This is a genomic window from Rickettsia endosymbiont of Ixodes pacificus (assembly GCF_000965155.1).
Classification (GTDB): domain Bacteria; phylum Pseudomonadota; class Alphaproteobacteria; order Rickettsiales; family Rickettsiaceae; genus Rickettsia; species Rickettsia tamurae.
The window spans coordinates 14,203-27,721 of sequence record NZ_LAOP01000001.1 but is presented as its reverse complement, the minus strand read 5'-3'; the positions used below and the strand labels follow the sequence as shown (position 1 = coordinate 27,721).

The following is a 13,519-nucleotide window of genomic DNA, read 5'->3' as shown; positions in this document are numbered from 1 at the left end:
AATTACTTCGTAATTTCCTCGTAATGACGGCTCAGTTATCCATATAACAATGTCTCTTCGCAATGACGAGAGATTTTTAAAAAGTAAATCCTATACCTACGGAAACTATTAAAGGGTTAAGTTTAACTTTAGAGGTCACGGTTTTATTACCTACTAAATTCGGTTTATACTCAAGTTTAGGATTTAAGAAAAATTGTCTTACGTCAATATTGATTAAAGTATCATCTTTAGCATAAAAATCTACACCTATTTGTCCTACGGCACCGTGTCCGTTTCTAATTTTAAGACCGGTAGCTTGCGTAAGCATATAAGAACCGTGATAACCTATACCTATATACGGTCTTATTCCACCGTAAGGAGCTATATGAAATTGTCCGGTAACTATTGCAGGAATCATATAAATAGGTTTGTTTTTTCCTAGTTTGACATTATCAACGCCATAATTATGAACAACGGCTGCAAGGGATGTATATTTAGTGCGTAAAACATTAAAGCCAAGCGATAATTCAGTAGCTAAATAATTATTAAAGAATATAGTAGTGGACGCATCACCTCCATAACCGTTTTTTGCAACTTCTCCTACTGAAACAGGTTGAGGAGAGGTAGGAGTAGGTAATCCTTTTTGCTTAGTACTTGAAAAAACACCACCTAGACGCATCTTGAAAACTAAACTTCCTTCATTTTCGTAATACGGTGTACTATCATAGTCAGGAGCAGAATCTACATCATCATACATGCTTTTAGCAAAACTATTAATACTTATGCTGGACACAAACAAAATTATCCCTAATTTTTTCACTATTCTTAACATATAATTATAACCTTTACTTGCTTAAAATTGATTACCGTATTATTATATAAAGTTTTTGTTTATATATTTATACCTATTGTCATAAAAGATAGAATTCTTTTATGCTAAAAGTCAAGACATTTAAGTAAAATTATAGAAATTATTGGAGCATATTAATGAATGATGCATTAAAAACATATTTAACCGGTATAGGTTGGTTTTTACTTAGTTTAGTAAGTAGTAGTGCCAATGATGTAATGTCTAAATATCTTGGGACTCGTTTACATAGCTTTGAAGTAGCTTTTTCCCGCTTCTTTTTCAGTAGCATAGTTTTACTACCTTTTGTTGTTTATTACGGTAAAAATACCTTAAAAACAAGTCGTCTTTTTGTACATATATTAAGAGGGTTATTATTATTTTTCGGCATGACTTCTTGGACTTACGGTCTGACTATAGCTCCCGTTACTACTGCAACCGTTGTAAGTTTTTCTATTCCTTTATTTACTTTAATACTTGCCGTATTTTTTCTGAACGAAAATATTATTTGGCAAAGATGGGTAGTTACCGTAGTAGGATTTATAGGACTTGTTGTTACGCTTAAACCGCATGCCGAGGATTTTAACCCCGAAATTTTGTATTTTGTATTAGCGGCTATTTCATTTGCTATGCTTGACATTATTAATAAAAAATTCGTAATAAAAGAATCGATGATTAGCATGCTGTTTTATTCGGCAATAGTAACTGCTATAGTGTCGCTACCTGTAGCATCGCAGTATTGGCTAACTCCTAGTAGTTTTGAATTAGCTTTATTGTTTGTACTCGGTAGTAGCGGAAGCTTAATATTATTCTTCCTACTTAAAGCTTTTTCCATGGTAGATGCAACCGCTACCGCTCCTTATAGATATTTAGAGCTGGTGATTTCGGCAATAGCAGCATATTTCATATTTAACGAGTTTCCCGATAAAAGCACACTTCATGGAGCAGTAATAATAATTCCTGCCACCTTATTTATAATATACTCCGAAAAAAAAACTATGAGTAGAAAACATGAATCGCAGTAAGCTAGTATTTTCAAGCGGTATCGCTAACACTTTTGAATGGTATGATTATGTATTATTCGGTTATTTTGCACCCATAATAGGAGCAAAATTTTCCCCGAATGATGATGCTAATACTTCTTTACTGCAAGTTTTTTTAGTCTTTGCTATAGGTTATTTGGCAAGACCGTTGGGTGGCATATTTTTTGGTGTTATCGGTGATAGATTTGGACGCAAAGTAGCCTTAACTAGTGCGTTATTTTGCATGTCTGCCCCAACCGTATTAATAGGAATATTACCAACTTACCATACTATCGGTATAACTGCGACTATATTAATGATTTGTGTACGAATTCTACAAGGATTATCAGTGGGAGGAGCTTTGACCGGCTCTATTTCCTTTGTTATTGAGCATACTAGCCATAAACACCGAGGCTTCACCGGTAGTATTTCAATGTCTAGTATATGCTCCGGTTTATTGCTTGGTTCTTTTGTTTCTTATATAATCAAGAATATTCTAACAGCTTCACAATTTGATAGTTTTGGCTGGAGAATACCTTTTTTACTTGGTTTTTTTATTCTTTTTGCAGCATTTTATATTAAAAAAAATACACACGAAACACCGAATTTTAAAAATCTAAGAGAGCAGAAAAAGATTTTACAATCACCGTTAAAAAAAATCATTACCAATCATTGGTTTGATATATTAATCTCGATTTTTATCAATGCTCCCGGTTCGATAATATTCTATCTAACTACAATTTACTTGGTATCGTTTTTAAAAATCAGCCGCAACTTTACTGAAAATGAGGTAAATAGCCTCGCTAGCGTGTGTTACGTGATTATGATAGCCGTAACTTTATTAAGCGGTTATCTATCCGATATTATAGGTCGCAGGAAAATTTTTGTAATTAATCTGATAATAATTATTGTAACAACGCCGTTTTTACTTAATAATTTTGAGAACGGGGACTTCACAAGCGTAATTATCTCACAATTTATACTCGCTATACTTGCCGCTAGCTATATCGGTCCTGAACCGGCATTACAAGCAGAATTTTATCCTACAAATATACGTAACACTGCTCTCTCTATTTCATATAATACTGCTACAAGTATTTTTGGCGGTACTACGCCTCTTGTCTTTGAATATTTAGTACAAAAAACAGGGCATGTAACCTCGGCAGTTTATTATGTCACATTAAGCTGTATTTTTGCATTGATTGCCTTATCTTTTTACAAAAATAGAAGTTTAGATAAAATATGAAAAAAATTACAAAACCTGCAAACCTAGTTGAATTTAATGATAAAATTGTAGTCTTGACACCTAAGAGTTTTTACTATGGCAATGCTTACGAACACAAAATAACTAAAAAAGGATTAGTTTTTGCTAGTATCTCACAGGATAGCATAAATCACTCCAAAACTGTTGAAAAATAACTAGTAATGAGGCAATTTCAAGGATAGATATAGACTTATTCGGTACGTGCCATAGAGTTACTACGACTGTAACGACTGACCGACTACAGCAAGAAGAAAGCGGATCTTTAGAAATGAGACCTGCTTCTGCAAAAGAGATAGCCCAATTACAAAAGTTAGTACAAGATAATAAAATGATATTAGCATGCCAAACCAAAGAAAAAACACTAAAGATTTTAAGTGATTATTTACAGAAAGAATTTGGGATGCATGCTAATGAAACTACAGTAGCATCTTATGATGAGGTACATATAAGTGGAGCGAATGAAGAGCTAGAATAAGAGCTTTTTTGTAAATAGTAAACGAATTTCCAAAATTCTTCTTGATTTAATAACAAATATATGGCAAAAAGAGTTTGAAATAATCTTGCTGCTATAGCTCAGGGGTAGAGCACTTCATTGGTAATGAAGAGGCCGGGGGTTCAATTCCCCCTAGTAGCACCACCACACATCCTAAGCTTTGTGAGTTTTTAACCTTTCTTGAAAAGCTCATATGCTGATTTTAGTCTAGTTTCTGTCAGATACTATTATAGTATTACGTTTATTTTATAAAGCTAAGTTGCAAATAATATAAAACTAATGTATGATTTACATTTAAAATACGGTAACGATTATTTTATATATGATAGACATCCTTCTTTTTGTACATATTACTATTGCAATATTGCTAATTATAGTTATTCTGATGCAGCGTAGCGGATCGGATGGAATTAGTAGTATAAGCGGCGGTAATAATATGGGAGTAGTCAGTGCTAAAACAGTCGGTAATTTTCTTACTAAAAGCACTATAATACTTACAACATTATTTTTAATAAACGCAATAGTACTTGCTAACCTTTCCTCAAAAAAGAAATCTGATTTAGTTTCTAAGATTAATGAAATTGAAGAAAATCAAGCAGAAAATAGTTTACCTATAGCTAAATAGTTACAGCTTTATCTTAGTAATATCTCTCATACTTGTCATTGTCTACCTTTGTTGGCATTGTTGCGTGGATCGGTAAAATACACTGTGTCACCCCGTGGTCAAGCCACGGGGTGACAGATAAAAGTACTGGATTCCCGCTTCTGCGGGAATGACATAACAGGATTCATGCAACAACACCTATGGATCAACGGAATGACATCAGAAAATTTAGTATAGTTTTCAGAACTCCCAATATATATTATTAGAGTACAGCAATATTTTTGCACCTAAAATAATTTTAGAAATGTCTATAGAATTTAATATAAAAGAAAAAATTTATATCATTTTATGTACGTTTTTACAGTCCTTATTATAGTAGGAAACTTAATATATCAAAAATTTGTTTACCTTAATATTTTTAATTTTTATATTCTTGAATTATCTATAGGAGCAATTTTTTACCCGTTAACTTTTTTATTAACGGATTTAATAGCTGAGTTTTACGGTAAAGAAAGAGCCAATTTTTGTGTAAAGCTTGCTATTATTTTTAATATAATAGTAGTTTAATAATAAGTCTTATGGATAAATTGGAAGCTACTAATTAGTCTAATGTTGATAACATAACTTTTCATAAAGTCTTTGGTTCATACCATATATCTTTTTTAGCATCAACTTTTGCCTGTTATATAGCTCAACTTGTTGATATTAATATCTATTTATGGATACGTAAAATTACTAAAGGTAAATATTTATGGGTAAGAAACAATTTTAGTACGGCAATTTCTTTATTTATCGATACTTTTATTGTAATTGGGATTATGAGCTTATTTAATATTTTTCCTTTTGACCAATTAGGTCATCTTGTACTTAATAGCTATTCATTTAAACTATTTTTTACCGTATTTAGTACACCGATATTCTATTTGGCAGTTTGGTTAATACGCTTATCTATCAAGAGATTTGATAAATAAGGATAAGATTCTCAAAAAACCCTATCCTCTATTTATTTTTACAAATTGACTTTTAGTTTAACAAGTCCTTGATGGCTTTGATATTTTCTATGAGTATAATAATTATACTCAAGTAGAACATTTATATTCTTTCTGCTCATAAGTATATTACTACCGATATTATATCCAAGCTTAGGTTGTTTTGGTATAATAATTGTTTCTTGTAATGTTTGTCCTTTAAAAGTCGCTTTTGCATTAACTTTTGTATTTTTATTATTGAAGTGACGCTCAATATTACCGTACAAACTTGGTGTTAATACTATATTACTTGTGGTCGTTATAGGCTTAAACACTATTTTACCGCCAAGGCTACTTTCAAATGATTGATTTGATTTCTTTCGAATCATCAGATTTTCTATATCTACATTATATTCTTTATAGTTGCTAGCTCTTGAATAATCATATTTAAAACCGATATTAGGAATAAAATGTAAATCGTATTTTGTACGATATTTATAATTTAATAAAGTTTGAAAACTTAAATTATTGTTTTGATATTTTCCAATTATATTATTAATACTTTTAGATTTATTCTTAATATAATTATGACCGTAAGATGTTATAGCCTGCAACGAGAAACCTTTAATTAGTTCTTTTAGACCGTAAATGCTTAAAAGATGACCGTTAACTGCTGTTTTTCCTAGTTTTTTATTATATTTAATTTGGGATTCCAAACGGCTATAAGCTATTCCTATAACATCATGACTATTGATGAATTCAGCATCGGCCCCGATAGTTACGCCGGTTGTACGACTTTGATATTTTGGAATATTCTTCCAAGTTCCTTGTTTGTTGATGCCGTATAAGCCGCTAATCCATACTCCTCTGTTTATACTAGCTTCTTCATCACCGGCCCCTATTGTAACAATCTTTAATCTATCACTTAAAATATTATAATGAACAGGTTTGTGAAGAGTTGAAGTCGCCTTAACTAATATTGCTACTTTCCTACTGGTGTCATCAGATACCTTTTGTCTCTGTGTTGTCTCATCTTGTTCTGCAATTGCTTCAGTTTTGAATGACACATCGATAGCTTCATCTTCACTTTCTAAAGCTATATCTTTTTTTAATTCTTCGTCAGTGGTGCTATTGCTTTCTTCTAATTCTTCTTCATCAGTTTCATATCCTTTATCGTCTTCATCACTAGATCTTAATGTTAGAAGTGATTTTTTGTCATCTGATGATTTATCATTTTTGCTATCGTTGGAACTCAATAACCTCGGTGATAAAGCAGTTTTTGAATCAGATTTCTCTGACTTTTTATTGCTATCTTCAGGTTGTGTATCATCCTTTGTTGAGGATTCATCATTTGCAGCTTTGTTTTCTTGTTGGAATAATTGTAATTGTTTCGGATCTAAACGTCCTAGTTTCTTTTCCTGGTTATTATTTTCTGATTGAACATCACTACCATATTTTTGTTCTAGTTCAGCAGACTCTGCTAGTAATTGTTCAACAAATAGAAACAATTCTTTATCTTTTGCTAACTCTAAAAGTTTGGATTTATAAATATTATGTATTTCTTGCCCTATTTCAGTTCTAGGACCTATAAAATCAGAGTTAGCAGTATTAAATGCCTCTTTTACATCTTCTTCTGGATATTTTGTCAATTGCTGTGTATAAATATTATGTACTTCTTGCCTTATTTCAGTTCCTATAAAATCAGAGTCAGCGGAAGTAAACGCCTCCGTTAATTTTTTTTTAAGTGTAATATCATCTTTAACATAATTAATAAATTCTTTATCTTTTGTTAATTCCAAAAGTTTAGAAGTATAAATATTATGTACTTCTTGCCCTATTTCAGTTCTAGGACCTATAAAGCTAGAGTGCATAGTGTCGACTGCTTCTTGAATTTTTGCAAAATACTTATTATTTTGATGAACTTTAGATAAATTTTTTGAATGCTCAAATGCTACTGATTCCGCTATAGCTTTTTTAAACAAATCGGCATCAGAGTATTTTGCTTTATGTCCTGCTGATTCTTTTCCTGATAAAGCAAATTTTTTATATCTTACAGCTATATCGGAGCTAAAGTCATAAGTTTTTGTAGTTGTTTTAAAAGTAGATGTATTTGCATTTAATTTAGTAATTCTACTTATCAAATCTTTAGTAATCCCTAAACTTGTTAGATAAGATAATTCCGAATCTTTTGAATCAGGCGGTGGCGGTGGCGGCATGTTCCCGGTATGGATGTGTTTTTTAACTTTTTTTTGCGAGTGCTCTTTAAGAGCTCTTAATATTGTAGGCATATTTAATTTATTAGTAAGAATTCTTACTTGTTCATTGCTCATGCCTGTAAATGAAGGCAAAGCTAATCTTAATTGATCTAAATTATTATTACCTTCTAGTTTGATAGTAGTAGCTTTTAAAAACTCTTTTAATAATTCGGGTTCTTTTTCCTTTACTATAGCAATAAACTCATTTTGAGATAAATTTGCTGTAATTAATTCTTCAAATTTTATTGTGCTTAAAATAGCTGTTCTTAAATCATCAAGTTTAGCCTGTGCTTGATCAGCATTAATTGTTTTTCTTAAGTTTGTATCTTCTGTTATTAAAAAAGTAGCTTGTTGTACTATAGTTAATATATTAGGGTTGTTAATTAACTCTTCGACTCTATTGCCAAATATATCTTGATCGAAGTTTTTTGCATTAGTATAGGCAAATTTTAATTGTTCAAACGGAGTTTGTTTGCTCTTTAACTCTCTAATCAATTTTGATTTATTTAATTCAAGTTTAATAGGTCTCTTTAATTCTTCAGATATTTTACATGACGATAATAAAATACGTTTTACTGCATCATCAGTGTCTTCATTGAAAAGATTTTTAATTATCTCTTCGCTTGTTATTGCTTTCTTACCATTTACGGTTATATCTTGTATATACGGGTCTTGAATAAGTTTGTTAAAAGCTTCTTTAGCTTTTTCTTCAATTTTAGGGGTTGAAATGCTAAATAAATTTACAAGAGTTTTCTCGTCAGCTCCTTGGTTGGCGTATGATTCTGTTAATATTTGACGTATAACATTTGTAAGATCAGGTTGTCTTTTTATAAGCTGATCCTGTAAATCATCAGCTTTTTTACCTCCTGTCTCAGCTCTATATTCTGCATATAGTTTTGCATAAGCTGTCTCTGGCTTGCTTCTTTCTGTGCTGGTTGCACTGGAAGTTGGAAGTAACACTTTTGGTTGAACAGTAGTATTACGAGTAAACTGAGTATATAATGAATGTATTTGAGGATATTCTGCTTGTAACTTATTTAAATCAAAATTGTTAGAGTTGCTACTAAAGCCTTGAGAATTTAAGGGAGGTGGTGGTGGGGATGGCATACTCCCATTTAGCGGTAGAGGCGGCGGATTCGGAATGCCGCTTTGTGTTTGTTCTAAATTATTTGCGTTATTACCTACTGCTAACCCTAAAATTTTATTGGTTTCATTGCTTAGTACGTTACTATCGGATAATATTACTTTAATTACTGAATTTAATGTTTGTTTATTTACTTCTTTGGCTAGTTTAATCATATAGGCTTCAGCTAAATTAGTTGTTATTAGCCCTTTATTTATTAGTTCTATATTTATTTCTTTTACTATTTCCGGCGTTAAAATATAGACGCTTTTTACAATATATGGTTGTATTTTGTTTTTTAACTCTAATTGCAGAGCTAAAAAGTTTTCTACTGCACTCTTATCTTTACTTGCTGCTAGTTTGATAAGATCTAATCGTGCCTTTTCTTCAAATTCACTATTAGATATATTTCGTGTCGCATAGTCTTTAATTCTTTCAGCAAATTTAGTTTTTTCTTCAGAAGAACTATTTTCTGATAATTCTTTTAGAATAGGTCTATTTTTAACGTCAATATTGGTATTGAAATCTAATTGTCCCTTATCGTTGCTAAATAATACCCTTTGAATAGTATCATCATTAAAATTACTTAAAATAGTAGTTACTGCTTGTTTTTTATAACTACTATTTACTTCAAGACTTAATGCTGCTATAGGCTCTGTTTTAATAAGATTTGTAAATTCTTCAATATTTTCTTCTTGTTGTATTATTCTATTTATATTGTGTTGAGACTGCGTTAATTTATCCTTTTCTTTAATTATTAAAGTGAGTTTTAAAAGTACTTATAGGATCAAAAAAATATGGTTGTTTCTCTTTTCTATCCGTAGGAGGAACCCACGAAGGTGTTTCTGTATTATTTGTACCTTGATTTGATATATACCAATTATCACTTTTGGTCCCGCTCTTTTTTTGAGAGTGTCCGGCAGACGGTTTAGTAGTATCATTGTTGTTTAGAATCTGGTTTGCATTTATTCCGGTTGTTATTTGCTGTATATAAGAATTTGCTTTTATTGTCCCTATCTTAAATTCTTCCTTTAATTCTTCAACTGTAGGGATAATATTATTATCTATATAATATGCTTTTTTATTAAGCATCATCTGAGTTGCTATTGATGCGATATAGTTTTTTGCCTCACCTTTATCAGCACCGAATTTCTGCTCTAGCTCTTTTTCTGTAGGAATACTATTGTCAGCTATATATTGTGGCTTTTCTTTGTCCATAACTTTAAGTCTTATTGACTTAATATAGCCGTCTCTATTATCAGCACGAGATATACCAAACCTATTTTTTAACTCTTTTTCTGTAGGAATATGGCTATCCGCTATATATTGTCCCTTTGCGTTTTCCATAATTTCAGTTCTTATTGACATAACAAAAGATTCTGCATCATCTTTATTCATGTTAAGAGCAGTCCTTACTTCTTTCATTTCAGGGATAATATTATTATCAACATAATGTTTGTATTTAATATTTCTGTTTATTGAGCTGATATATAGATCGATTACCGCTTTTTTGTCTTTTTCTGCACGACGTACCTTTTGATCTTTTTCTACATTATTGTCTATTTTGCTAGGGTCATAACTTATTCCAAGATTTGTTGCTGCTTCTATATCTGTAGGAACTACACCTTGATTAATATATTCTTGTTTTTTTGTATCAAAATCCTGTTGTTTTACTCTTTCGACGTATAATAAAATTTCAGCTCTTGCTTGTCTTGCTTTATATCTAGTATTATCTAAAAAGCTTGATAAATCTGTTTCCTTATACTTTATTCCTAGATCACCTTGTGCTTGAGTAAAACTAGGAACTAAATCTGCTTCTTGCCATTTTTTGATTTTTTCATTTGGAGTAAAATCTTTCCAAATATTTTGTTGCTGTTTTGAATTGTACTTTTCCCATGCCGGTGTTTTACTAACTAAATCTTTGAAGCTTGCCGCTCTAGCATTTGTACTTAAAAAGCTACTAGTCAACAAACACGTTGACATGAAAAAAGTTAAAACATATTTTTTTGAGTGGGAATTTTGTAAATTCATTCAAACCTCGATTAGTTATTATTTTTTTTAATATATAAACGAGGCGAATTATACAATATTTATTAATTTATGTAAACTATTAATCATTAATTTTTATTAATTAATAAGAATTTAGCCAAAATGTGTTTAATATATCACATGCTAATGTATACTCCGAATTTTAAACTTTTTTCAAAAGGAGTATGTAATACTATTTTTGAAAGGAATGTATTTCAGTTTTTGGTAAATAAAATATGCAAATTCAATTTCACTTATATAACACTCTTAGCCGTACTAAAGAGGTTTTTAATCCTCAAGATCAGGCTAACGTAAAAATGTATGTATGTGGACCGACTGTTTATGATAATCCTCATATAGGTAATAGTAGGTCGGTAGTAGTATATGATTTACTTTATCGTATAGTTATAAAAATATTCGGCAGTAGAGCAGTAAAATATGTACGCAATATTACCGATGTTGACGATAAAATTATTGATAGAGCTGAACTACTTGGCATTACTATTAATGAGTTGACTGATAAAGTTACGCAAGAGTTTCATACAAATATGGCATATTTAGGTTGCATGCTACCGAGTATTGAGCCGAAAGCTACAGAGCATATTGATGTAATGATCGAAATAATAGAACGCTTAATAACAAAAGATCACGCATATATTGCTGATAATCATGTTTATTTTGATGTTTTATCAGCTCCAAATTATACGGAATTATCTAACCGAAATTTAGAAGAAATGTTTGAGGGAGTACGTGTAGAAAATAGTAAAACCAAAAAAAATCCACAGGATTTTGTATTATGGAAACCGGCAAAGCAAAATGAATCGGCAAATATGAATTTTGAAAGCCCTTGGGGACTTGGTCGCCCGGGATGGCATATTGAATGTTCAGCCATGAGCTACAAATATTTAGGTGAGAATTTTGATATTCACGGAGGCGGAGCAGATTTAATCTTTCCGCATCATACCAATGAGATTGCTCAAAGTAGATGTGCTTTTCCAAGTTCTACCTATGCTAAATACTGGATACATAACGGTTTTTTAACGGTTAATGGTGAGAAAATGAGTAAATCTCTTGGTAATTTTATTACCGTAAGGGATTTAATGGATAAACAAATTCAAGGAGAAGTAGTAAGATTATTTTTATTAAGTAGTCATTATAGACGTCCCCTTGATTATAATGATAAAGCTATAGAAGATGCTAAGAAAACTTTAGATTATTGGTATAGAGCTATAGAAAATATTAATGTGCAGAAAATAGATTTACCTCATAATTTCATGCAAAGCTTACTTGATGATATGAGTACGCCGCTTGCCGTAAAAATAATTAATGACTACGCTAAAGGGGTATTTACTTCTACAACTGAAGAAGAAAGGCAGCTTAATGCCTCTGCTCTTATTACTTGTGCTAATTTTATTGGTTTAATGAATAAGACTTCACACGAGTGGTTTAATAGCGGTGTGGATGAACTCTATATAAATGAACTTATAAATAAACGTTTAGAAGCAAAAAAACAAAAAAATTGGTTATTAGCCGATCAAATTCGAAGCCGTCTATTAGAACAACAGATAATTCTAGAAGATAAACCTGATGGTACTACTATTTGGCGAAAAGAATAAAAGCTTGTAAATTACGCAATATGCGTATATAATTTGTAGGCTTGTAAGTCGTCATTGCGAGAAGGCGTTGCTACGTGGATCGTTTTTCCGTTGTCATCCCGCGACTTGATCGCGGGATCCAGTTAAAAATACTAATATTGTTAGTATTTTCAGTTGTTTTTTGGATCCCGTGGTCCAAGCCACGGGATGACACCGAATGGGTTTCCCAGTCCACGCAACAACACCGCTACGGTATGACACTTTGTAAGCAAAAAATTCACACGTAAGATATATGTTAGTTCATGTATGTCATACCATGGCTTGTACACGGCATGACAGTCTTACGGAGGTATAAACTAACAATTAAGAGAATTTAAAATGTCAAAAATACCATCTGTTAACATTAAAGAATTATTAGATGCGGGCGTGCATTTCGGTCACAAGACCTCACGCTGGAATCCTAAAATGGCATCTTATATATATGGTGAACGTGATGATGTTCATATAATCGATTTAAGACAAAGTGTCGCTTTAATGAGTGTTGCTTTGAATGCAATATATGAAACCGTAAAAAAAGACGGTAAAATATTATTTGTAAGTACTAAAATACAGGCAAGTGATATTATAGCGGAATATGCCGAGAAATGCGGGCAGTATTACGTAAATCATAGATGGCTTGGCGGTATGCTAACTAACTGGAAAACTATTGCGGGTTCAATAGAAAAACTAAATAAGTTAGAAAAAACCTTAGAAAGCGAAGAAGCACTTATGGGTTATACTAAGAAAGAGATACTCGATATGAGCCGTAAGAAAGATAAGTTACTTCTATCTCTTGCCGGTATTAGAAATCTTAATTCTAAACCTGATCTTCTAGTAGTTATTGACACTAATAAAGAGCATATCGCAATTAATGAAGCGGTAAAGCTTAATGTTCCTATAGTTGCAGTAGTCGATACTAATTCTAATCCTGATAATGTGGATTATCCGATTCCGGGTAATGATGATTCTATAAGGTCAATAAGACTTTATTGTAGTTTATTTGCAGATGCGGCATTACAAGGACTTGAAGAATCAATGAAAGCTTCAGGAGTTGATATGGGGGCTATGCAGGAGCATACAGATAAGGCTTTAACTTCTAAAAATGTTTCTAAATTAAAACAAGCTAAAAAATTCTCTAAAACGAAAAATATTGATGGAGAGACAAATACAGAATTTGAGCAAGCATTAAATGATGCCGATGAAAATAAAAATTCTGATAATGCATAAATGTTGTTGCGTGGATACCAGAGTCGTCATTGCAAGCAGTCGTAAGGCTGTGCGGCAATCTCATGAAATAATAAC

General features: G+C 31.6%; 8 protein-coding genes, 1 tRNA gene and 2 pseudogenes. 9 read left to right on the top strand and 2 right to left on the bottom strand.

Annotated elements, in window-relative coordinates:
- Positions 1-76 precede the first annotated feature (76 nt).
- The gene (locus tag REIP_RS00130) at positions 77-811 is read right to left on the bottom strand and encodes an OmpW family outer membrane protein (RefSeq protein WP_045803520.1); all 735 of its coding nucleotides are present in this window, start codon (positions 809-811) and stop codon (positions 77-79) included.
- A 155-nt stretch (positions 812-966) separates the two neighbouring features.
- Here REIP_RS00130 and REIP_RS00125 point away from each other — a divergent pair, with 155 nt between their 5' ends.
- The 6 genes and pseudogenes from REIP_RS00125 to REIP_RS00100 all read left to right on the top strand — a co-directional run bounded on the left by REIP_RS00125 (position 967) and on the right by REIP_RS00100 (position 5,180).
- Positions 967-1,851, top strand: a complete 885-nt coding sequence (locus REIP_RS00125) for a DMT family transporter (protein ID WP_045803519.1) — start codon at positions 967-969, stop codon at positions 1,849-1,851.
- Complete coding sequence (locus tag REIP_RS00120) at positions 1,838-3,094, top strand: MFS transporter (protein ID WP_045803518.1); 1,257 nt, start codon at positions 1,838-1,840, stop codon at positions 3,092-3,094. The genes REIP_RS00125 and REIP_RS00120 overlap by 14 nt, the downstream gene beginning before the upstream one ends.
- 286 nt (positions 3,095-3,380) lie before the next feature.
- Positions 3,381-3,587: a hypothetical protein gene (locus REIP_RS00115; RefSeq protein WP_032139294.1), complete on the top strand. Its 207-nt coding sequence runs from the start codon at positions 3,381-3,383 to the stop codon at positions 3,585-3,587.
- An 87-nt stretch (positions 3,588-3,674) separates the two neighbouring features.
- Positions 3,675-3,749 (top strand) — tRNA-Thr (locus tag REIP_RS00110).
- Between the two features lie 178 nt (positions 3,750-3,927).
- Positions 3,928-4,230 (top strand): preprotein translocase subunit SecG, encoded by a 303-nt coding sequence (secG, locus tag REIP_RS00105; RefSeq protein WP_004996773.1) that lies wholly within the window; start codon positions 3,928-3,930, stop codon positions 4,228-4,230.
- A 283-nt stretch (positions 4,231-4,513) separates the two neighbouring features.
- Positions 4,514-5,180 (top strand): annotated as a pseudogene (locus REIP_RS00100) (queuosine precursor transporter).
- Positions 5,181-5,218: 38 nt separating this feature from the next.
- On the opposite strand, the pseudogene REIP_RS00095 reads toward REIP_RS00100, so the two are convergent.
- Positions 5,219-10,586 (bottom strand): annotated as a pseudogene (locus REIP_RS00095) (autotransporter outer membrane beta-barrel domain-containing protein).
- A gap of 233 nt (positions 10,587-10,819) precedes the next feature.
- Here REIP_RS00095 and cysS point away from each other — a divergent pair.
- The 3 genes from cysS to rpsB all read left to right on the top strand — a co-directional run bounded on the left by cysS (position 10,820) and on the right by rpsB (position 13,444).
- Positions 10,820-12,199 carry a cysteine--tRNA ligase gene (cysS, locus tag REIP_RS00090; RefSeq protein ID WP_045803517.1) on the top strand — a complete coding sequence of 460 codons (1,380 nt, stop codon included), beginning with the start codon at positions 10,820-10,822 and terminating at the stop codon, positions 12,197-12,199.
- 74 nt (positions 12,200-12,273) lie between these two features.
- A complete protein-coding gene (locus REIP_RS10465) occupies positions 12,274-12,465 on the top strand; it encodes a hypothetical protein (protein ID WP_156147375.1) in 192 nt (63 codons plus the stop codon).
- Between the two features lie 91 nt (positions 12,466-12,556).
- A complete protein-coding gene (gene rpsB / locus REIP_RS00085) occupies positions 12,557-13,444 on the top strand; it encodes a 30S ribosomal protein S2 (protein WP_045803516.1) in 888 nt (295 codons plus the stop codon).
- Positions 13,445-13,519: the final 75 nt, after the last annotated feature.